Source organism: Haladaptatus ordinarius (genome assembly GCF_054177595.1).
In genome coordinates this window covers 1-19,281 of sequence record NZ_JBPEHH010000077.1, presented here as the reverse complement: position 1 = coordinate 19,281, position 19,281 = coordinate 1, and the positions used below count along the sequence as shown (strand labels likewise).

21 protein-coding genes and 1 tRNA gene are annotated in these 19,281 nt (G+C 62.1%); 9 read left to right on the top strand and 13 right to left on the bottom strand.

Annotation, left to right across the window (positions count from 1 at the left end; genetic code table 11):
• Positions 1-335 precede the first annotated feature (335 nt).
• The gene (locus tag ACR3FF_RS20365) at positions 336-608 is read right to left on the bottom strand and encodes a hypothetical protein (protein ID WP_458189961.1); all 273 of its coding nucleotides are present in this window, start codon (positions 606-608) and stop codon (positions 336-338) included.
• Positions 609-699: 91 nt separating this feature from the next.
• Positions 700-1,467: an ArsR/SmtB family transcription factor gene (locus tag ACR3FF_RS20360; protein WP_458189960.1), complete on the bottom strand. Its 768-nt coding sequence runs from the start codon at positions 1,465-1,467 to the stop codon at positions 700-702.
• A 108-nt stretch (positions 1,468-1,575) separates the two neighbouring features.
• On the opposite strand from ACR3FF_RS20360, the gene ACR3FF_RS20355 reads away from it, so the two are divergent.
• On the top strand, positions 1,576-1,905 hold the full coding sequence (locus tag ACR3FF_RS20355) for a DUF7344 domain-containing protein (RefSeq protein WP_458189959.1): 330 nt from the start codon (positions 1,576-1,578) through the stop codon (positions 1,903-1,905).
• A 69-nt stretch (positions 1,906-1,974) separates the two neighbouring features.
• On the opposite strand, the gene ACR3FF_RS20350 is transcribed toward ACR3FF_RS20355, so the two are convergent.
• Positions 1,975-2,373, bottom strand: coding sequence for a DUF5518 domain-containing protein (locus ACR3FF_RS20350; RefSeq protein WP_458189962.1), 399 nt, complete (start codon positions 2,371-2,373; stop codon positions 1,975-1,977).
• Between the two features lie 213 nt (positions 2,374-2,586).
• On the opposite strand from ACR3FF_RS20350, the gene ACR3FF_RS20345 reads away from it, so the two are divergent.
• Complete coding sequence (locus ACR3FF_RS20345; RefSeq protein ID WP_458189958.1) at positions 2,587-3,042, top strand: hypothetical protein; 456 nt, start codon at positions 2,587-2,589, stop codon at positions 3,040-3,042.
• Between the two features lie 87 nt (positions 3,043-3,129).
• Here ACR3FF_RS20345 and ACR3FF_RS20340 read toward each other — a convergent pair whose 3' ends face one another.
• The gene (locus ACR3FF_RS20340; protein WP_458189957.1) at positions 3,130-3,324 is read right to left on the bottom strand and encodes a DUF7501 family protein; all 195 of its coding nucleotides are present in this window, start codon (positions 3,322-3,324) and stop codon (positions 3,130-3,132) included.
• Between the two features lie 175 nt (positions 3,325-3,499).
• Here ACR3FF_RS20340 and ACR3FF_RS20335 point away from each other — a divergent pair, with 175 nt between their 5' ends.
• Genes ACR3FF_RS20335 through ACR3FF_RS20325 form a run of 3 tightly spaced genes read left to right on the top strand, consistent with a single transcriptional unit; the run spans position 3,500 to position 5,881 of the window.
• Positions 3,500-4,279, top strand: a complete 780-nt coding sequence (locus tag ACR3FF_RS20335) for a GHMP family kinase ATP-binding protein (protein WP_458189956.1) — start codon at positions 3,500-3,502, stop codon at positions 4,277-4,279.
• 40 nt (positions 4,280-4,319) lie between these two features.
• The gene (locus ACR3FF_RS20330) at positions 4,320-4,991 is read left to right on the top strand and encodes a TIGR00266 family protein (protein WP_458189955.1); all 672 of its coding nucleotides are present in this window, start codon (positions 4,320-4,322) and stop codon (positions 4,989-4,991) included.
• Between the two features lie 59 nt (positions 4,992-5,050).
• Positions 5,051-5,881, top strand: a complete 831-nt coding sequence (locus tag ACR3FF_RS20325) for a cytochrome c oxidase subunit 3 (protein WP_458189954.1) — start codon at positions 5,051-5,053, stop codon at positions 5,879-5,881.
• A 4-nt stretch (positions 5,882-5,885) separates the two neighbouring features.
• On the opposite strand, the gene ACR3FF_RS20320 is transcribed toward ACR3FF_RS20325, so the two are convergent.
• Positions 5,886-6,446, bottom strand: coding sequence for a DUF7979 domain-containing protein (locus ACR3FF_RS20320; RefSeq protein ID WP_458189953.1), 561 nt, complete (start codon positions 6,444-6,446; stop codon positions 5,886-5,888).
• Positions 6,443-8,707 carry a DUF6789 family protein gene (locus ACR3FF_RS20315; RefSeq protein WP_458189952.1) on the bottom strand — a complete coding sequence of 755 codons (2,265 nt, stop codon included), beginning with the start codon at positions 8,705-8,707 and terminating at the stop codon, positions 6,443-6,445. Before ACR3FF_RS20315 ends, ACR3FF_RS20320 begins: the two co-directional genes overlap by 4 nt.
• A 199-nt stretch (positions 8,708-8,906) precedes the next feature.
• Here ACR3FF_RS20315 and coxB point away from each other — a divergent pair, with 199 nt between their 5' ends.
• The gene (gene coxB / locus ACR3FF_RS20310; RefSeq protein WP_458189951.1) at positions 8,907-9,725 is read left to right on the top strand and encodes a cytochrome c oxidase subunit II; all 819 of its coding nucleotides are present in this window, start codon (positions 8,907-8,909) and stop codon (positions 9,723-9,725) included.
• A 98-nt stretch (positions 9,726-9,823) separates the two neighbouring features.
• Here coxB and ACR3FF_RS20305 read toward each other — a convergent pair whose 3' ends face one another.
• The 3 genes from ACR3FF_RS20305 to ACR3FF_RS20295 all read right to left on the bottom strand — a co-directional run bounded on the left by ACR3FF_RS20305 (position 9,824) and on the right by ACR3FF_RS20295 (position 12,922).
• The gene (locus tag ACR3FF_RS20305) at positions 9,824-10,186 is read right to left on the bottom strand and encodes a hypothetical protein (protein ID WP_458189950.1); all 363 of its coding nucleotides are present in this window, start codon (positions 10,184-10,186) and stop codon (positions 9,824-9,826) included.
• A 315-nt stretch (positions 10,187-10,501) separates the two neighbouring features.
• The gene (locus tag ACR3FF_RS20300) at positions 10,502-11,221 is read right to left on the bottom strand and encodes a DUF2270 domain-containing protein (RefSeq protein ID WP_458189949.1); all 720 of its coding nucleotides are present in this window, start codon (positions 11,219-11,221) and stop codon (positions 10,502-10,504) included.
• Between the two features lie 129 nt (positions 11,222-11,350).
• Complete coding sequence (locus tag ACR3FF_RS20295; RefSeq protein ID WP_458189947.1) at positions 11,351-12,922, bottom strand: class I adenylate-forming enzyme family protein; 1,572 nt, start codon at positions 12,920-12,922, stop codon at positions 11,351-11,353.
• A gap of 202 nt (positions 12,923-13,124) precedes the next feature.
• Between ACR3FF_RS20295 and ACR3FF_RS20290 the strand changes: the two genes are divergently transcribed.
• Positions 13,125-14,261 carry a GNAT family N-acetyltransferase gene (locus tag ACR3FF_RS20290; protein ID WP_458189946.1) on the top strand — a complete coding sequence of 379 codons (1,137 nt, stop codon included), beginning with the start codon at positions 13,125-13,127 and terminating at the stop codon, positions 14,259-14,261.
• Between the two features lie 67 nt (positions 14,262-14,328).
• On the opposite strand, the gene ACR3FF_RS20285 is transcribed toward ACR3FF_RS20290, so the two are convergent.
• The 3 genes from ACR3FF_RS20285 to ACR3FF_RS20275 form a co-directional block, all read right to left on the bottom strand.
• Positions 14,329-14,574 carry a hypothetical protein gene (locus ACR3FF_RS20285; RefSeq protein ID WP_458189945.1) on the bottom strand — a complete coding sequence of 82 codons (246 nt, stop codon included), beginning with the start codon at positions 14,572-14,574 and terminating at the stop codon, positions 14,329-14,331.
• A 238-nt stretch (positions 14,575-14,812) separates the two neighbouring features.
• A tRNA-Thr gene (locus ACR3FF_RS20280) sits at positions 14,813-14,887 on the bottom strand.
• A 68-nt stretch (positions 14,888-14,955) separates the two neighbouring features.
• Positions 14,956-15,936 carry a class I SAM-dependent methyltransferase gene (locus ACR3FF_RS20275; protein WP_458189944.1) on the bottom strand — a complete coding sequence of 327 codons (981 nt, stop codon included), beginning with the start codon at positions 15,934-15,936 and terminating at the stop codon, positions 14,956-14,958.
• 375 nt (positions 15,937-16,311) lie between these two features.
• On the opposite strand from ACR3FF_RS20275, the gene ACR3FF_RS20270 reads away from it, so the two are divergent.
• On the top strand, positions 16,312-17,007 hold the full coding sequence (locus ACR3FF_RS20270; RefSeq protein WP_458189943.1) for a hypothetical protein: 696 nt from the start codon (positions 16,312-16,314) through the stop codon (positions 17,005-17,007).
• Positions 17,008-17,100: 93 nt separating this feature from the next.
• A complete protein-coding gene (dph5, locus tag ACR3FF_RS20265) occupies positions 17,101-17,901 on the top strand; it encodes a diphthine synthase (RefSeq protein WP_458189942.1) in 801 nt (266 codons plus the stop codon).
• 959 nt (positions 17,902-18,860) lie between these two features.
• Here the strand turns inward: dph5 and ACR3FF_RS20260 are convergent.
• Positions 18,861-19,281: transposase (locus tag ACR3FF_RS20260; RefSeq protein WP_458189941.1), on the bottom strand; the 421-nt coding region annotated here is incomplete at its 5' end.

The following is a 19,281-nucleotide window of genomic DNA, read 5'->3' as shown; positions in this document are numbered from 1 at the left end:
CGGTCGCCGCCGCATTCAAAAAGTCGTCTACCGAAGCGACGTCTTGCAGGGCGTTGGTACTGCTGGACACAGTTTCAAAACCCTGCGGCCCCCCTTGGGAGGCTTTCTATGACACGCTCGGGCTATCTAAACTTCTTGGGCTGGATCCTCAACACCGACGACTGGTTCGAGCAGATCCTAAGTACTGACTTCTACAGATGAGCGTAATCCAATTAGTGACGTTTTTTACAGTTCACCCGTAGGTCGAAGACGTGGCGCGTCGAAACACTGCCGTGACATATCGAACGTCATCCACACTCTGCCAGCCACCACCCACTTACCACCCTGGCAGGTTCTCACTGTTCGACTCGACCCTGTAACAGCAGTCCGAGGCCGAGCAACCAGCATCCGACACCGATTCCCAGAACGCCGAGTGAGAACGTCTTACGTGGCCCACCGAACACCGGACCGCTCGTCGGAATCGAACGAAAGAGGGGACCGCCGGCGTCCACAGTCGGTCCGACACTGACGACACCGACGAGGACGGTGAGAAGTGAGAGCAAGAGTAGGGCCCCACCCGCCGCTATCGAGAGGGTTCCGATGGCGTTGACGGTTTTACTGGCGAGCACGATCATCCTCATTGAGTGGTAACATTCCACACGCCTTAGCGTTTGTCCGCACGCCCAATCACCACGCAGAACGGTGGTCCGTTCGACCGTCTCACCGGGTACGGGCGTACCAGACCGCGAAGGCGAGTACGAGAATCGACGCACCACCCGCAAAAAAGAGCAGTCCCGGCGGGAGTCCCGTCGCCGTCGTTCCCTCCGCGACCGTTCGCAGCACGTCCGTCGTGGTCGCCTCCGTGAGCGTCGTGGTCCGGTCGGCCACCGTCGTCGCCGCCTCGACCGTCGTTTTCCCCTCGTTAGCCGTCGTGCCGTCGGACAGCAGCTGGGTCGTGGTAGCCGCGTCGTTTCCTGACCCACCGGCCGCGGTGTCCGTCGTGAGAGCCCCACCGTCGCTCGCCGAATTCCCGCCGAACGGCCACCGTTCGCCGGTCGCGATTCGCTGGACGACGAGACTGGCAAGGCCGAGGACCCCGAGTCCGCCGAGGAGATTCGAGAGGGTGGATTTCATCCCGACCGCGTCCGATTCGTTGCCGGCGAAGAGGACGAGCGGTTCCGCACTCGGGGCGTACACCTTCATCTCGCGGCCTTTTTCCGAGTACATCGTCTCCGTGACATTGACGAGATTCGCGTTTTCGAGTTTGCCGAGATGGTACTGGACGTTCTGGAGGGACGTATCGACCCGGTCCGCGATAGTCGCTGGCGTGGCTGGTTCTTCGTACAGGGTGGTGAGGATGTCCCGACCGGTCTGCGAGGAGAGGGCGGCGACGAGTTCGTCGGCGTCGTCGCTATCGACGCCGACGACGAGAGGGTCGCGGTCTTCCTCCTCGTCGGCGTCGGAAGTGGAGGGCACGAGATCGTCCATGTCGTTTCCTCCCATGCGACGGATATAACTCTGACCAACGTGGTGATTCCCGGCATTTTATTAACTCCCGCTGAAAACCCACGCGACAGTCGGGACATGAAGGGCGAGATGGATTCGTTGCGACCGCTGTTACAGATACTCGTTGAGCCACGGCGACGCTACGCTCTGTATCATCTCCGTAGACACGACGAGACGACGCTCACACGCCTGGCGGACAACGTCGCCGGATGGATGGGTGCGGGCCAAGACGAACCCCTCTCCGCGAAAGCGCACGTCAGAATCTACACCGACTTACACCACACCGACATCCCGAAGTTCGTCGCCGCCGGAATCGTCGACTACTCGGAGGACGACGAGCGGGTGGAGGTCGTCGATTTTCCGGACCTGTTGAACGACCTGCTCAACGTGACGCTCGAATTCGACGATAACGGGACGTAACCTGTTACGAGCGACCAGTTCACTGGTGGGATCTCGGTGGAAAATCTGATAATGACTGGTCTTTGCTCGTCAGCGAGTGGTCCCAACAGCCTCACGGGTCGTGGTACGGCGACCTTTCACCCAGCCCCCGATCGCACCAGCGATGGCACCGGGGATCGCTTGAATGGCCAGGACGAACACGCCGAGCGCGAACCCGGTGAACGCTGGGAACAGACCGGCGAACAGAGCACCAAAGACTGCCCACACGATGAGGAGGACGAATCCCCCGAGTACTGTGGCGAGTCCACCGTGCACAGCACCACGTCCGCCACCAGCAACCATGTAGCCGGCGACGAACCCACCGATGAGGCCAGGTAGTGCCTGCACGAGTCCCGACATCGCCGTAACCGGGATGAACCAGACAGCGAGTAGTCCGAGTACGAACGCGGTCAGGAATCCGTTAAGTACAGCCTTCCAGTTTATCTCCATGGTCACTATAGGGTAGGCGGCCTTTAATGATAAATAGTATACAAAAACATCTGTCTTGTTAGCGACTCTCATTTTCCATTTTTGTGTTAGTATCTTGTTAGCACTGCCAACGCGACGGACTCGGGGGAAGCATTATGCGGATACAAATGAAAGACAGAACGACGATCTAGACGCTCACTAATTAAGTCGGTAGTCAACGAAGGTTCGCCAGCGATGGACCGGATGCAGCGGTTGCTGTCGCTGGTCGGCATCGCGTTTTTCCTGGCGGGACTAGTGGTAACCGTCGGCGTATTCGACCTCCCGCCTCCCGGTACGAAGACGCAGTCGTCGGACAGCGTTCGGACGACGGTGGCGACCGGTGATGATGGGCGTCTCACCAGTGGGGACGACGCGACTAAGGTCGGGACGGGCGAGGACCCCGCGAACGACGAGAACGACCCGGACGACCGCGACGGCGAAGATGCGAGAGAAGACGACGAAGACGACGAAGACGAGGACGAGAAGGACCAAAAAGACGAGGAAAAGAAAGACGAGGAGGACAAGAAGGACAAAAAAGACGAGGAAAAGAAAGACGAGGAGGACAAGAAGGACAAAAAAGACGAGGAAAAGAAAGACGAGGAGGACAAGAAGGACAAAAAAGACGAGGAGAAGGACGAGGAGGACCGTTAGCTAACGGTAACGCGCACGGCGGTGGACGCGACAAGTCGGACGAGGACGAAAACGACGGTAATCAGGGAATCGGAAACGGATGACCCGCTAGCCACCCCATTCGCCGCGCATGTCACCGGAGATCTGCTCGCGCCACAGATCGAACTCGTCGTGACACGGCTGATTTTCGCGGATGTGGACGATGAACCCCCATCCACCGTCGTCGAGGGGGGCCTTACAGAACGGACACTGCTGTGGGTCGGTCCACTCGTTCGTCTGAGTGGTTTGGGATTGCGCCGACATACACCGACATATGAGGCCATATCATAAAAAATTTCGCCATGAGTTAGACAATTGGAACCCTTAAGCCAGATATAAACAATATATACCCATTTCATTCCCTTATTTGGATTGGCGTTCGTCGCGTTTGCGTGGGTCGAGCGGCGGATTCAAGGAGTGCTCTCGCCTCCGTTCGGGTATGAAGGCGTTCGCTCCCGGAAGCGTCACGGCGGTGTTCGCACCGGCAGGGTCGGGTGACGAGTCGAGAGGCGCGAGTATGGCTATCGAGGATGGCGTCGTCGCCGATGTGCAGACTGCAGACCGAACCGAAATCGTCCTCCACGGCGACCCCACCACGTTCGAACCGGTCGAAGGGGTACTCAAGAGACTCGGCGTCACGGCGCGCGTCGAACTCGATTCCGACGTGCCGATTGGCTGTGGGTTCGGTGCGAGCGGGGCGGCGACGCTCGCAACTGCTCTGGCGGCGGACGAACTGTTCGAACTCGGGCGTTCGTGGGACGAACTCGTACGGGCCTCGCACCGCGCAGAGGTCGAAGCGGGAACCGGCCTCGGGGACGTGTTCATCCAGTCGGCGGGCGGCCTGTTGATGGACGACGGGTCGGGTCGCCGCCGGCGGGAACCGACCGAGGAAATCGAGTACGTCTCGTTCGGCGGGATGGCGACGAGCGAGGCACTCGGGGACGACGACCTCATGGCTCGAATCGAGTCGGTCGGCGGGCGGACTCTCGACTCGCTGCCCGCCGACCCGTCGCTCGAACGCCTCACGAGCGACGCCTGGACGTTCGCCCGCGAAATCGGCCTCCCGACCGAACGGGTTCGGGAAACGGTCGCCGAAGTCGAAACGGCCGGCGGCGTGGCGAGTATGGCGATGCTCGGCGAAACCGTGTTCGCCGTCGGCGTCGAAAACGTCCTTCCCAACCGAACGAGCGTCTCGTTCGAGGGTTCTTCGGTTATCTAAGTGCGCAACTTCTTATAGTTTGACGACCGACATTTTCGGCATGCAGTACGAAATCACCAACGGGCCGAGCAACGCAGTTCTCACGGTGACACTCGACGCGGACGAACACGTCGAAGCGACGACAGGCGCGATGGTCAGCCGAAGCGCGAGCATGGCCGCCGACACGCAGATAGCCGGCGGTGACGGGCTCAAAGGGATGCTCTCGCGCGCCATCAGCGACGAGCGCGAGATGGTCTCGAACACGTTCACCGCAGAAACGGACGGTGCACACGTCACGCTGGCACCGGATACGCCTGGAGACGTCGTCGCCATCGACCTCGCGGAGACCGGCCACATCAAAGCACAGTCGGGGTCGGCGCTCGCGTGGACGCCCGAGGTGAAACACGAAACCGCGCTCAACGACGCCGGAAACTTCTTCTCGTCCAGCGAGTTGACCGTCCTCGGGATGTCCGGCGACGGTATCGCATTCCTCTCATCCTACGGGTCGATATACAGCGTCGACGTCAACGACGAGGACCCCATCATCGTAGACGAAGACCACCTCGTGGCCTGGACAAGCACCCTCGACCCCACGCGCGAGCGAGACGGCGGTATCAAATCGTCCGTCCTCGGCGGTGAGGGGAGGGTCACTCGTTTCGCGGGAGAGGGAACCGCGTGGCTCCAGACGCGGGACCCGCTCGTCTTCATGGACGCACACGCGACGGAGGACTGATTCGGGTCGGCGGTCGCCGTCGGATTTTTGCTTCTCGGCGGACTGTCTCTATCGGTACCATGTCGGACCCGGCGACCGGTGCCGACCACGTCACCGAAAGCCCCACCCACCACGAGCGGAGTCGCTGGCCGTTCGTCGCCGCGGTCGGGGCGGGAACGCTGTACGGTGGCGGCGCGCTCGCACTCCTGGGCCGGACGACCGACGTGTTTCCCACCGTCGCCGGCCTCGCCATCGCAGTGGTCGGCTTCGGCGTGTTCGTCGGGGGACTCGCCGGATGGTTAGACGCGGCGTTCGTTCGCGGGTACCGTCACGAGCGGGCGGACGCCCGAAAGCGCCTCTCGTATCGGGCGACGATGGTGTTGTTCCTGCTCACGGACGTGGCGACGTTCGGCGCGGGATTCGCGTACTACTTCGTCATCCGCGTCGGCGGCTGGCCGCCGGGCGACCTCCCGAACCTTCTGAGTTCGCTCGTCCTCGTCAACACGGTGCTCCTCGTGGTCAGCAGTTTCACGCTCCACTTCGCACACGACGCGCTGAACGGAGGACGGCGACGCCGATTTCTCGCGTTCCTCGGAGTCACGGTGGCACTCGGCGTCGCGTTTCTCGGGGGACAGGTGCTCGAATACTACGAGTTCGTCGTCGACGAGGGATTCACGTTGACCACCGGTATCTTCGGGAGCGCGTTCTTCGGCCTGACCGGTCTCCACGGTCTTCACGTCACGCTCGGGGTTGTGCTCCTCGGTATCGTCCTCGGACGAGCACTGCGCGGGCAGTACGACGCCGACCGAGACACGTCGGTCGCCACGGTCTCGATGTACTGGCACTTCGTGGACGCCGTCTGGCTCTTCCTCGTCGTCGTGGTGTACGCCGGGGCGGTGGTCACCGGATAGGGGTTCACCGAGGTGGCCGCCCCTTTCGCTGCTCGCGTTCGAGCACCCTCCGGTAGAGCGGCGGCGTGAGGATGCCCAGAACGCCGAGGAGGATCGACACCACGCCGAGCGGGAAGAGCAACGGGTCGACGAAGAGACACGGGTTCGTCGAGGTGATGGTCGCATAGCGAATCGTTCCGTCGTTCGTGACGAGGACGCCGCGGCTGAACGCCGGTCGGTGGACGAACCGTCCCCGAACTTCTGCTTCCCCCCTCGGGCTTCCGATGGCCTCCTCGAACGCGCGTCGTTCCGCCGGGGTGAGTTCCCCGACGCGCAGTCGCTCCAGCGCCGGACCGGTCTGGGAATCGGTGTACTGGTCGGACGTGGCGGGCGTGTAGACGACGATGGTGGGATTCCCGCACAGCCCCAGTTCCGCCTGCGCCGCGGCGTACCCACCAAGGATTCCCCCAGCGATTCCGACCGCGACGAGGAGCGTCCCGAGAAACGGAGCGCCGTAGGTGAGCGCGGTCGAGACTGTCCGTCGTTCGTCCCGAACCGGTTCGTCGGCACGTTCGTCGGCGCTCATTGTTCTCCCTGCCAGCGCGATTCGAGGTACTCGAAGGAGACCGACAGCCCGAGTCCGTAGAACCAGTGGGCGATGAGAACGAAGATGAGATATCCGAGGAGCTGAAGTCCGGTCTGGCCGGTGTAAAAGGCCAGTCCGAACCCGACCGAGATGATGGTCGCGTACGCGATGCCCGTCACGATACGCGGTCGCCCCGGCAGGTACTCCGCCAACGTGGCAAACAGGAGCGCCCACGTCGTCATCCCCCCACCGAGAAAGAGCAGGTATCCCAGAGCCACACCCTCCATTCCGACGAGTTCCGCGAGTTCGGAGAACGACGAGAGGTCGAACACGCCCAGAATCGTCGCGGTAAACAGGACACCGGACATGAGCATGGTGCCGACGAACCCGGCCGTCGCGGCGACGGCGGCGATTCGCGGTATCGTGGTGAGAAGCGGTTCCACGCTCCGGAGGACGGTCGGACTGCCCTCGTCGGGGACGGTCGTCGAGGACGGGCGCGTCACGTCGGGTTCGGTCGGTTCGATGTCGTACCGTTCGGCCAGTCGCCGCTCGAACCACTGCCACTCGCGGGTGAACTGCCGGGTGCGCTTTAGGTCCCACACGTCGGCGGTCCGTACCGGGTCTCCGCTCCAGTACGACCAGAGCATGTTGTACAACCACAGGAGAACGCTCAGACCGACGAGGAACGCCCCGATGGTCGCCACCTGCTGGGCCGGTGCGAATCCGGCCGGATAGACGGCGTATCGGCGCGGCAGGTGTAACAGGCCCATCGCGATGAGCGTCCCGAACGTCACGACCGACCCGAAAACGAGTAGTACGGACTGGAACAGCGCGAGTTGCCGGTCGTACATCCGGCCCGTGAGGATGGGATACCAGTAGTAACTGGCCGCGACCATCATGAACGGGATGATGCCCATGACTATCATGTGGAAGTGGCCGACGACGTAGTAGGTCCCGTGATAGACGACGTCGACTGGAATCGTCGCGAGGAACACGCCCGTCACCCCGCCGACGACGAACGTACCGATGCTGGCGATACACAGTACCATCGGCGCGGTCAGGCGCACGTCCCCCGACCAGATGGTTGTTATCCAGTTGAACACCTTGATGGCACTCGGCACCGCGATGGCGATGGAGACGGCCATGAAACTCGCTCGGAGACGCGGGTCGATGCCGGTGACGAACATGTGGTGAGCCCAGACGCCGAAACTGAGCACGCCGATGGCCAGCGTCGAGTAGACGATGTACTTGAAGCCGAACAGTTTCCGCCCCACGAACTTCGGGAGGATGAAACTCATCAACCCCGTGGCGGGGAGGAAGATGATGTACACTTCCGGATGGCCGAAAAACCAGAACAGATGTTGCCAGAGGATGGGGTCGCCTCCCTGCGGTGTGTAGAACGTGGTGCCGAAGTTGCGGTCGAGCAAGAGCATGATGAGCGCGCTCCCGAGCAAGGGAAACGCGAAGAGGACGATACCGCTCGTCACGAGGATGTTCCACGAGAAAATGTCGAGGTTCTCCCAGCCGACATCGTCACCGCGTTCGTAGAGTATGGTGGCGATGAAGTTTATCGCACCGATGGTCGTGGCGATGCCCGAAAGATGCAGGCCCAGGAGGAGGAAATCGATCTGCGGATTCACCGTCTGCACCGAAAGCGGCGTGTACAGCGTCCAGCCGAGTTCCGGGTCGTGGAGCGTCCAGAAGAACTGGCGGACGTCGCCGCGAATCCCCAGCAAGCCGAGTACCTGGCCGAGTATCTGTGCGGGGAGACCGCCGCGAACGAGAAAGAGCGAAGGCGGGAGGAGCCAGAACCCGATGGCGTTCAGTCGCGGGAACGCCATGTCGTCGGCGTCCAGGAGCAACGGGACGAAGTAGTTCGCGATGCCGAAAAACACCGGCGTCACGAAGAAAAAGAGCATCATGAGGCCGTGGGCGGTGAAAAGAGCATTGTAGGTTTCGGTCGACCAAATGTCGGCGGCGGGTGTGAGAAGTTCAGTGCGCATCATCATGGCGTCCGTGCCGCCCCAGAGCGCCGCGAAGGTTCCGAGGAGGATGTACAGTATGCCGACCTCGCGGTGGTTGGTCGTCGTCGTCCAGCGTGCCACCGTCTCTTTCATCCCCCCGATATCGACGCCGAACTCGCGCCACGACCGATATCCGCCGTCCGGTTCCGTGCCGTGTCGACGCGACAGCCACGTGACGAACCAACAGCCCCAGAGCACTACTCCGAGGACGGCCAGTTCGACCACTGCTCGGTTCACGGTCGAACTCCCCCATCGCGTCCGCTCGCTTCCCACCCCGCGTACATGCGTGTACTCCGCGTCGGTAGCGACTCCAATAAAGACGTAGGCTGATTCGAGGGTTAGGGACCCGAGAGAGCCAAGACGACCGAACGGTAGCCATCCTGCCCTCTCGTCGACTCCCGATAGCTATATTGACCCGACCGTTGACTCGGTGACGATGCGACTTCGTCACGTGGAAGTGCTCGCCTGTCTCTCGACAGTCGTCGGACTCGTCGCCGTCGCTCCAGTGGCGGCGCAGTCGGTCAACAAACGCCTCATCGAGCAGTTGAACTTTCAACTCATCTACGTGGCGATTCCGTTGACGCTCTTCGTCGAGGTCATCCTCATCTACGCTGTCGTGCGATTCAGGAACAACGACGACCCGCTCCCGACGGCGGAAAACCCCCCGCTAGAAATCACGTGGACCATCGCGACCGCCCTCATCCTCCTCTTCGTCGGTATCGCGGCGTACACGGTTCTCGCCAGTCCGTACATCACGCCGGAACAACGGGTCGATTCGTCCCAACCCGAAGGCGATGCCACGGCGTCGGGGTCGGAGGCGGTAACGGTTCGCGGACTCGCGTACCAGTGGGGGTGGCAGTTCTCGTACCCCGGGACGAACGTCACGACGCAGAACGAACTCGTCGTCCCCGCGAACACCGACGTGTACGTCCGGATGACCTCGGCGGACGTCATCCACTCGCTCTTCGTTCCGAAACTCGGCGTCAAGCAGGACGTGTTTCCGCGCCGAACGACGACCGTCCACACGCGGGTCTTCGAAACCGGGACGTACCGCGGGTACTGCACCGAGTTCTGCGGTGCAGGACACGCGCGAATGCGAACGACGGTCAGGGTCGTCCCCAGAGAGGAGTACCAGCAGTGGCTCCGAGGGGATGCGAGCGCGGTGAACGTAACTGTGACGAACGAGACCGCCGAAAACGGGACGACGGCGAACGCGACCGAGAAGAACGCGGTCCTGACGAACGCACCGTCGTGACGACGGTGGTTCGACCACCTGTCTCCGATCTCCGAATCGTCTCCGGTCGCTTCGCTAGCGAATCGGGAGTCTGAAAAACCGGAACGCAAATCCGGGGATTAGCTACTGCTCGATAGCTGGACGTCGTCCAGCGTCATGCCCACGTCGTGGACGGTTATCTCGATGCGGCAGATTTCGTACGTCTCTCCGTTCACCGACAGCGTGAGTCCGTCGATGGTCGTCGTGGACTCCTCTACGGTGTAGGTCTGGTCTTGGATAGTGGTATCCGGCAGTCCGGGCCCTTTGAGGTGGGTGTCCTCGACGTTTATCGTCGCGTCACGGATGGTGATCTCCTGACTGCCGATTTCGTGGACGCCCTCGTCAGAGGATTGCCCGTCTGCGAGAGCGACGGTCGTTCCGCCGCCGATAAGCAGGACGCTTACCAGTACGGTCGTCAAGATTCGTCGCGGTGTTAGTCGCATGGTACAGTCACCTGCTTTGGCGGGAAGGGGAAAAACGGGTGCGTTGGTTGAGGGTAGTTCCTCCGGATTAACGCAGTTTATTTCGTACAAAAACCCGATAGCGAATCACTCTACAACCGTTGGAATTGTTCAAAGTCGTTCTGGTACGGTTTTTCAGTTGAAAAATATTGGTGGTCGAGTGGTCTGTCGTTGGAGTCGTGGTCGGCGACCCAGGCCGGACCAACAGCGGGATAAGCGACACCTACACCCTCGTCGTTTCGCCGACACCGGTTCCCGTGCTCTTGCTTCTCGGCCGAGGAGTCCGGTCCACGTTCGTCACTCGGACTCCGTCTCTTTCCAGTCGCCCGCCTGTTCGCCGTGAAACTCACCTTTGGCTTCTCGTTCCTGCGGCCAGAAGGTCAGAGCCACCACGAGGAGATAGAAGAGGCCGACGGCACCGACGACCAGTTCACCCGGAATCCCCGGTATCGATGCCGTTTCGCGCCACGTCTCCTTCGGAACGAAGAGGGTTATCCGGAACAGCCACGCCACGCCGAGCAGCAGGTAGAGCGGGAAGTAGACGCGCTCGAGACGGCGAGAGAGCGCCTCTCTGTACGTCACTTTCAACATCGGGTCTCGAAGGTCGTCGCCCAGTTCCTCGCGCCACTCGGACAGCGGTGCACCGACCGGGTCGAAGGTGTTCGCGTACACGTTCTCCTCAATGAGGCGGACGCGCGCACGGATTGCATCATACATCCGGTACCGGCGCACGTCGAAGACGAGGAACATCGTGATCGCTATCATCCCGATGAGGAGGAGGTACGACGATGCCTGCACGCTTTCGAACGCGAGCGCGAGCACGGCGGTGACGAGGGCGATCGCCCAGTCGACGGTCAGGTCGAGTCGGTCGAGGTACTTGCCTGCCCGCGAAACCTCTCCGCGATAGTAGTGTGGAATCATCGAGAGGAACTCCTCGCGGTCGTACGCAGCATCTGCGGCCACCTCCCGCGTCTCACGCTCCGTCGGCCCGAGGTCTTCACCACTGTCACGAGTCATCACAGCACGTAGTCGCCCGACGTGGTTAACGTCGTGGCTCGGTTGCAGCCGCCGGCAGAGCGTAGCAAAGCGGCGGGCGAGAAGGAGGGACGGAGGACCGGCGGGCGAGAACCGACGGGTCGAAGCGGGTCAGTCGTCTGCCTGTCCACCGAGCTCGAATCGCTGGACCTTCCCGCTCGTCGTTCGCGGAAGCGTCTGGACGAACGTAATCTCCCGGGGATGCTTGTATGCTGCCATGGTCTCCAGACAGTGTTCTCGGAGTCCGGCGGCGTCGGGAGACGACCCCGCCGTCGGGACGACGTAGGCCTTGATGGTCTCCCCTCGGCGCTCGTCCGGCGTCCCGACCACCGCAGCGTCCGCCACGTTCGGGTGCTGGTGGAGTACCTCTTCGACTTCCTGTGGATAGACGTTGTACCCGGCGGTGAGGATGACGTCCGATTTGCGACCGAGCACTTCGTAGTAGTTGTCGTCGTCCCTGCGAACGACGTCGCCCGTCCGAAAGTAGCCGTCGTCGGTGAACGCCGCCGCAGTCTCCTCGGGTCGGTCGTGGTATCCCGCCATGACGTGTGGCCCACGGAGGAGGAGTTCGCCTGCCTCGCCCGGCGGAACTTCACGGCCATCGTCGTCTACGACCTTACAGTCTGTCGCACGAAACGGCTGGCCGATGGTGCCGCGTCGGGGACCGAACGTCGCGTTGATTCCGGCGTGCGTTCCGCCGCCGGTTTCGGTCAGCCCGTACGCTTCGAACAGTTCGACTCCCGTGCCGTCCTCGAATCGCTCCTGGACGGCAGTCGGCATGGTCGTGCCGCCTTCCATTGATTCCTGGAGACTCGACAGGTCGTACTCGCCGAAGGCGTCGTGTTCGATGATGTCGACGTACATCGCGGCGACGGCACCGAACTTCGTGATTCGTTTCGACTCGATGGTCGCCATGGCGGCTTCGGGGTCCCACGATTCCGGGTCCCGGAGGTAGACGCTCGCCCCTCGAACGAGCGGTTGCCACGTCCGGTTGACGAAGCCGGCGATGTGCGACAGGGGGAGCACCGACAGGAATCGTTCGTCCTCGGCGTCGAGGGCGGTCCGTTCGAACCCCACGAACGACTGCGCGCGCAGATTGCGGTGCGTGAGCAGGACACCTTTCGGCTCGCCCGTCGTCCCGCTGGTGTAGGGTTGCATCGCCACGTCGTCGTCGCGTCTGTCCGCGACGAACGGCGAGTCGTCCACGTGCTCGAACGGGACGACCCCGTCGAGGCTGCGTTCTTCGTTCTCACTCCAGTCGCCGCGCCCGATTACGAGTGGGTTCGTGTCGAGACGGGACACGGCGTCTTCGACCGTTTCCGCCAGCGTTTCGTCCGTCACGATGGCCGCAGCGTCGGCATCGTCGAGCCGATAGACCGCCTCCTGGGTGCGGTACTGTGGGTTCATCGGGACGAACGGCGTGCCCGCCTTGAGCGCCCCGAGTGCGGCGACGACGAACGCCGGGCTGTTGGGTAAAAAGAGCGCGATGCGGTCGTCTGGGCACACGCCGAGCGCACGTAGCCCGCCGGCGAACCGTGCGGAGCGGTCGCGGAGTTCGGCGTACGTGTACCGCTGTCCGCCCATCTCTAGCGCCAACTTTCGCGAATGGGTCGCTGCGGTTTCGTCGTACAGTCGCGCGACGTTCCCTGTGCGGGCCGCATCTGAAAACTCGTCGGCCTCCATGCGGACATTGCCGCGACCGGTCGGCAAAAGTCTGGCAAACCGTTCAGCGACGACAGTGCTGAACTATCCGGTTAACGCGAGTCTTCACAGTCGACAGGAGAGACGTACCGAACTATCTGCGGTGTGACAGTCGCCGTCTGCCATTGCTTATCCGCGCGAACGACCACCGAGATTTACGGGCCGTGTCGTCGTCCGTCCAGCGATGGCCGATAGAACGGGGGACTACGGGGACTCGTCCGGGGACGATTCGTATCTGATTCGGCAGTACGAACCCGGCGACCGGGGTGGCGTACTGGCGCTGTACGAGACGGTATTCGGGGACCGGCGTGGGCGCGGCGACTGGTTCGACTGGAAGTTCGTCGAGAATCCGTATCGGTCGCAGGTGCCGATCTGCGTCGCGGAACGAGACGGACGCGTCGTCGGAGCGCGTCCGAGTCTTCCACTTCCGCTGTCCGTCGGCGGCCGACGGGAACTCGCGCTCGTACAGGTCGACCCGATGGTTCATCCCGACCACCGCAGACGAGGGCTGTTCACGCGGATGGCGGCACACGTCTACGACTACTACGACACCCGAGAGCCCTCCATCGTCGTCGGCTTTCCGAACGAAGCCGTGAAAGCCGGACTGGAGAAGATGGCGGAAAAACTCGCACTCGAAGACGGTATCATGACGGAGTTCACCGAATACTATCGGGTCCAGAACCCGCGGGCGCTGTCGAACGCGAAACTCGCGGGAGCGGCGGTTCCCGGTCTCCGTGCGTATCTCGCGGTCCGCGACCGAGCGACGCCGACGGCCTCCCCCGACAGCGTAGACCAGTACGCTGGTGTGCCGCCCACGCTCCTCGCAGAAATTGCCGACAGCAACCTCACCCCGCGTGCCCACGCGGTGCGCGACGAGCAGTTCTTCCAGTGGCGCTTCGGGAACCCTCGCTTCGACTACACCACCTACACGCTCCGGGGAGACGACGACGGGACGCCGGTCGCAATCGTCGTCGGCGAACAGCAGAACACGACCGAGACGATCGTCCACCTCTCCGACGTGCTCCCGGTGGACGGTGGTGCGGACAGGACGGCGGCACTCTCCGCGCTCCTGGGGAGAATCGTCGACGAGTACCGAGACGCCGACGTTATCGCCGCGGCGGGGACGACGCTGCCACGGTCGGTGCTCGCCCGGCACGGATTCCTCGGAACCGATAGATTTCCGCTGTCGCGGTTCACGTCCGCCTACTGGTTCTCGGCCCGTCCGCTCGGCGGGTCGGGGGGGAAGTGGATTCTGAACGGGCAGGCGATGGCCGAAGAAGCGAGTTGGAACTTGTCGTTCTGTGAGTTAGAAGTGGGGTGAGGGTGTGCTGGTGGTCTGTGGAGTCCCGGTGAGTCGAGACAGGCAGGACGAGAGAATCACCGACGGTTCAGAGGTACTGCTGATACGCACACGACGTGCAGTGGAGTCGGTCCGCGGTTCGGAGGACGAGACCGTGTCCACAATCGGCACAGACACCGACGAACTCCCCGGAACCGATGGGAATCGTTCGAGATTCTCGCTGTAGTCGCTTCATCGTCGAAAGCTCTCGTTCCTGTTGTTCTATCTCTCGCCGGAGTTCTTCCATCTCCACGACTAACTGATCCCGTTTTTTCCCCAGTAGCGGCCCTGCCATCGTACTCACCTGTTATGTGAATACGTGTCACACCTATATAGACAATCTGTCCGGCTTTATCACATCTCGGTAGAAAAGAGCAAGTTACTGAGGCGATGGCGTTCGTGGCGCTCTATCCGGCCATCTACCACGTCGTGAGGTCAACGCCGGACGCCACAGAGAGAACCAGCGACGCGAAGACCGGTGGAATATTCTCATGCGTACGTTCGTCTGAACGTCACAGCAGGATTCGAGAGAAAGCCGGTGGGGGGATTTGAACCCTCGGCCTATTCCTTACGAAGGAATCGCTCTAGCCAGTCTGAGCTACACCGGCACGGTGTTGCGAACTGCATTCGAACATACATCCCACTGGTAGCATAAGGGTTGCGGAATCGCCGTGGGCTACCGGGTTAGTCGGACGTCGAGACAGACGTTCACCTCGTGTGGGGCGTACGATCGCACGACGTGGCGCGTCTCGACCGCTACCTCGTACGCCGGTTCGGCGGCGGCGTGAATCGCCGCCTCGCCGGGACCGAACGGGTCGTCTTCGTGCTGGATGTCGTAGTAGTGGACGACACAGTCGTCGCCCGCGAGCGCGACCGCGGTATCGAGGAACTCGTCTGCGCTGTGCGGGAGGTTCATCACCAGACGGTCGGCCCTGTTTTCGTACTCGGGGACGGTCTCCCGCACGTCGCCACAGATGGCCGTCACCCGGTCTTCGACCTTGTTTCGGCGCGCGTTCTCCCGCAGGTACTCGATGGCGATCTCGTTTACGTCCACGCCGACGACCTGCGCGCCGCGAGTTGCGAACGGGACGACGAACGGGCCGACGCCGGCGAACATGTCGATGGCCTGCTCGCCGGGGACGACCTGTTCTGTGACGCGATGGCGCTCGGTGGCGAGACGGGGAGAGAAGTACACCCGCGCCACGTCGAGGGCGAACTCACAGCCGTACTCGCGATGGACGGTTTCGGTCGACTCGCCGACGAGGACGTCCCAGTCGCGGACTCGCGTTTCTCCTTTCACCTTCGACGCGCGGTTGAGCACCGTCTTCACCGGGAGGACGGAGTCCACGATGGCGTCGGCGATGGTCCGTGCACGCTCGGGGTCGTCCTCGTCGACGAGGACGATGTCGCCCAGTCGTTCGTAGGACGGGGAGAACCCGAGCAGGTCGGCGGGGGTGTCCTGCGTTCTGCGAGTGGGGACGTCGTGTTCGACCACCCGAAGTTCGTCGGGGACCGCATCGGGGTCGGTCACGGGGACGTAGAGCCAGTCGTCTTCGACCACGATTTCGAGGTCGTCGTCGAGGACGTTCGCGTCTGCGAGTTCACGGCGCGTCGTCTCCCCCCGTTCCCGCTCGACGCGCACGCAGGGCGCTTTCATACATCCTCCTTACTGGAAGCGGGCGTTAACGTTGACGCTTCGAGCCACGGCGACCGGTCGCGGTCGGCCACGCCAAGGAACACTTTCGCATCTCAAACGGTCGGTTGTACGGATCGGTGACTGATAGCATCGCACACGGTCGCCGGACGTCGAGCGGTTCGAGTCGCAGGGGAACTGCCGATTTCCGAACGAAACGTTCGGTTCGACGGCCAGTGAACGACCGGGGCAAATCGAACGACGGATTCCCGTCGAGACCGTTCGAGGGTGCGAAGCTATCGGACGCGAGAACTGAACGATACGAAACGGTCGCGGCGATTTATTCGGAGTCTCGATGTAGCGCAGTCTGGCTCTGACGTCTAGAGCCGGAGGAAAACCATGGCACAGCAATACCAGCAGCAGCCAGAACCACAGCGAGGCATCGGCCAGCAATCAGAATCACAGCGATATCGACCGATGGGTCAGCAGGGCCAACAGCCGACTCAACAGTCCCAGCAACCAACACAGCAGTACCAACAGCCGGGCCAGCAGTCTCAGCAACAGCCCGGTCAGGTCGGCCAGCAGATTCGCGAACGATACGAGGAGTCCGTCCCGAGCGAGGTTCGATTGGCCGTCGACGACCTGGAGAAGGTGGCGACGACGGCCGAATGGGCCAAGATGAAAGCCGTCCACCGCGGACTTCCGCGCGTGGCGAACGTCTGTGACGATATCGAGGAACTCGCCGAGTTCCAGAAGAAGCTCATCATCCGGCAGTCACCGTTCAGCCAGACGGTCGGACAGTGCACCACGCAGGCCATCCAGCAAGGGTTGCAAGAGCTCCAGCAGCACGCAGACGAACCAGCGGTGCAAGACACCATCGAGCACGCACGCCAGTCGCTCGACACCATCCACAAGGGGCTTTCCAGGCTCCAGACTCAGGGGATGCAACAGTCGGGACAACAGATGGGCCAGCAAGTTGGCGGCCAGCAGATGGGTCAGCAGGGAGGCCGCCAGCAGACTGGTGGACAACAGTTCGGCGGACAACAAGTCGGCGGACAGCAGTCCGGCGGTCAGTTCCAGAGCCAGCGGTACTGAGGACATCCGAGGATTCTTTTTTCCAGCGATGTCTCACGCTCCGGCGTTACCGCGTTCCGCGCCGCTTAACCGACGAGCGCACAGAGTGACGGTATGCTCACCTTCATCGGTCTCGGCCTGTACGACGAGCGCTCGGTCACCGTCGAAGGCCGCGACGCAATCGCGGACGCAGACTGCGTGTTCGCCGAGTTCTACACGAGCAAACTCATCGGCGCGACCGTCGACGACCTCGAACGATTTCACGACACGGACATCGAAGTACGAGACCGTGCCGGCGTCGAACAGGACCCCGAGGATATCCTCGCCGCCGCCGAGTTGGGCGACGCCGCCTTCCTCACCGCAGGCGACACGATGATTTCGACCACCCACGTCGACCTGCGCCTCCGTGCTGAGGAGCGTGACATCGACACCCGAGTCGTCCACGCCCCTACGGCTGAGTCGGCGGCCAGCGGCCTGACCGGCCTCCAGAACTATCGGTTCGGCAAAGCCACCACGCTCCCGTTCGACTACGCCCACGGCGCGGACGGCCTCCCCGCCAGCGTCACGACCGCACTGGACGAGAACCGCGACCGCGGGCTCCACACGCTCGTCTATCTGGACATCAAAGTCGGGTGGAATCCGACGGGAGACGCCGACACGGAGGACGAGTACATGACCGCGGACGTGGCGGCGGGGATGCTCGCCGAGGGCTACGACGACGTACTGGCGGTCGTGGTCGCACGGGCGGGGAGCCCCGACCCGCTGGTCGAAGCCGACCGCCTGTCGGAACTGGCGACGCGCGAGTTCGGCGACCCGCTCCACCTGCTCGTCGTGCCGGGCGACCTCCACCACATCGAGGCGGACGCCCTGGAAGCACTCGCGGGTGCGCCCAGTGACTTACTCGACGTCGAGTAGGCTCTACCGAGACCGGCCGCTTCGAAGCGGCGGCCCCGACCGGAAACAGACTTTTTGTCGGGACACACGTCCGTTCTCCGAGCCATTAGCGGTATCGACTCTCGCTCGATTGGTGAGGTGCGTCGTTACCACCGCTGTGACGCCCGACGTTCACGATTTCCCGTCCGTGGTCGTGGGCTCTTTCACTGCGGTATCTTCGGTGGAACGTTGGACGGACTCGGTGGGTTGCTACACCCCGTTAACAACCCTGATGAGCGCCTGTGCTGGCCCGAACGCACCGTTCGAACGCGCACGTCACGCGTACACCCCGCAGATTGACCGGGAGAAGGCCTGTACTGTGGAGGTGTATAATTGAGCAGACTGCTATTGGTGGAGAACTGAAGACGAGCACCGAAGGTGCGATGGAAAAACGGCGGCAACAGTGTCGAAACGCTCGAATCCGTATTAATAACAGAGAGATTATTTTGAGCTGCGAATGCACCGCGAATCGACAGACGCAACCGATTTGTACCGTTATTAATGGCGGGTGAACGGGCGCACCGAGATGAAATCGTTGTCGACGCGCTACTGGTCTACTGTGCCGATTCTATACGCGAGAGCGTCTCAAACCGGAATCCAACGTTCGGTAGTGGTGCTCGTCTCAACTAGGGATGGAAATCCTAAAACGCCCGATTTGACCGAAAAATCCAGGGGTGTACCGTCGAATTCTGATTCACGGACCGGGCAGGTCGAAATCGAGCAATTCTCCCGAGACCACCGCGAGAAGCGGATTCGGTAAACATCGATCCTCAAGCCACGACGCGGTTGATTTCCACGCTTTCGTATCCATCACTCCAGCGCGCCTGCGCGCCCCGATTCTGTTTTCGAAAACGGCAGTCTACACCCCCTATCGTCCGTCCAATTCCCGGAGTATGGACAATCTGTACACCCGCGATTGTGGTCAGGACATTCGTCTTTAGCTAAGACTCACACCTCGGTTGCGTAGCGGTAGCGAGCGTCTCTTGTAAAATCGGTCGTTGCTGGTGGATTTTCTGTGCATCCTCGATCAGCCGCTCCAGCAACGGCGGTGGCGAGTAGCCGAGGTACTCACCGAGTTCGTGGAGGATGAGCTGGGCGTGCGACCGGAAGGTCGCCGCCCAGCGTTCCGGCGGAAACACGATCTCATCGGCGGCTTCCTCGGTAACCAAATCCAACAGCTCACGGCTCACCAATAGCGACAGCAACGCCGCATACAGCAGAATTTTCACCACATCTGGGTTGCTTGTGTCGAATTCGTCCAGTTCGTACTGCGTCTTCAGCTCACGGAACAACGTTTCTACCTCCCATCGACACCGATACAGCGTTGCTAGATCTGCCGGGAGGAACTCCTCTCTCGGCAGA

What these genes read in the sequence shown, in the direction of transcription:
- ACR3FF_RS20360 (WP_458189960.1), bottom strand. Translation starts at nt 1,467, where the DNA reads ATGGACGATCTCGTGCCCTCCACTTCCGACGCCGACGAGGAGGAAGAC.
- ACR3FF_RS20290 (WP_458189946.1), top strand. Translation starts at nt 13,125, where the DNA reads ATGGCCGATAGAACGGGGGACTACGGGGACTCGTCCGGGGACGATTCG.
- ACR3FF_RS20285 (WP_458189945.1), bottom strand. Translation starts at nt 14,574, where the DNA reads ATGGCAGGGCCGCTACTGGGGAAAAAACGGGATCAGTTAGTCGTGGAG.
- ACR3FF_RS20335 (WP_458189956.1), top strand. Translation starts at nt 3,500, where the DNA reads ATGAAGGCGTTCGCTCCCGGAAGCGTCACGGCGGTGTTCGCACCGGCA.
- ACR3FF_RS20320 (WP_458189953.1), bottom strand. Translation starts at nt 6,446, where the DNA reads ATGAGCGCCGACGAACGTGCCGACGAACCGGTTCGGGACGAACGACGG.
- ACR3FF_RS20275 (WP_458189944.1), bottom strand. Translation starts at nt 15,936, where the DNA reads ATGAAAGCGCCCTGCGTGCGCGTCGAGCGGGAACGGGGGGAGACGACG.
- coxB (WP_458189951.1), top strand. Translation starts at nt 8,907, where the DNA reads ATGCGACTTCGTCACGTGGAAGTGCTCGCCTGTCTCTCGACAGTCGTC.
- ACR3FF_RS20300 (WP_458189949.1), bottom strand. Translation starts at nt 11,221, where the DNA reads ATGACTCGTGACAGTGGTGAAGACCTCGGGCCGACGGAGCGTGAGACG.
- ACR3FF_RS20340 (WP_458189957.1), bottom strand. Translation starts at nt 3,324, where the DNA reads ATGTCGGCGCAATCCCAAACCACTCAGACGAACGAGTGGACCGACCCA.
- ACR3FF_RS20350 (WP_458189962.1), bottom strand. Translation starts at nt 2,373, where the DNA reads ATGGAGATAAACTGGAAGGCTGTACTTAACGGATTCCTGACCGCGTTC.
- ACR3FF_RS20330 (WP_458189955.1), top strand. Translation starts at nt 4,320, where the DNA reads ATGCAGTACGAAATCACCAACGGGCCGAGCAACGCAGTTCTCACGGTG.
- ACR3FF_RS20295 (WP_458189947.1), bottom strand. Translation starts at nt 12,922, where the DNA reads ATGGAGGCCGACGAGTTTTCAGATGCGGCCCGCACAGGGAACGTCGCG.
- ACR3FF_RS20345 (WP_458189958.1), top strand. Translation starts at nt 2,587, where the DNA reads ATGGACCGGATGCAGCGGTTGCTGTCGCTGGTCGGCATCGCGTTTTTC.
- ACR3FF_RS20355 (WP_458189959.1), top strand. Translation starts at nt 1,576, where the DNA reads ATGGATTCGTTGCGACCGCTGTTACAGATACTCGTTGAGCCACGGCGA.
- ACR3FF_RS20270 (WP_458189943.1), top strand. Translation starts at nt 16,312, where the DNA reads ATGGCACAGCAATACCAGCAGCAGCCAGAACCACAGCGAGGCATCGGC.
- dph5 (WP_458189942.1), top strand. Translation starts at nt 17,101, where the DNA reads ATGCTCACCTTCATCGGTCTCGGCCTGTACGACGAGCGCTCGGTCACC.
- ACR3FF_RS20325 (WP_458189954.1), top strand. Translation starts at nt 5,051, where the DNA reads ATGTCGGACCCGGCGACCGGTGCCGACCACGTCACCGAAAGCCCCACC.
- ACR3FF_RS20305 (WP_458189950.1), bottom strand. Translation starts at nt 10,186, where the DNA reads ATGCGACTAACACCGCGACGAATCTTGACGACCGTACTGGTAAGCGTC.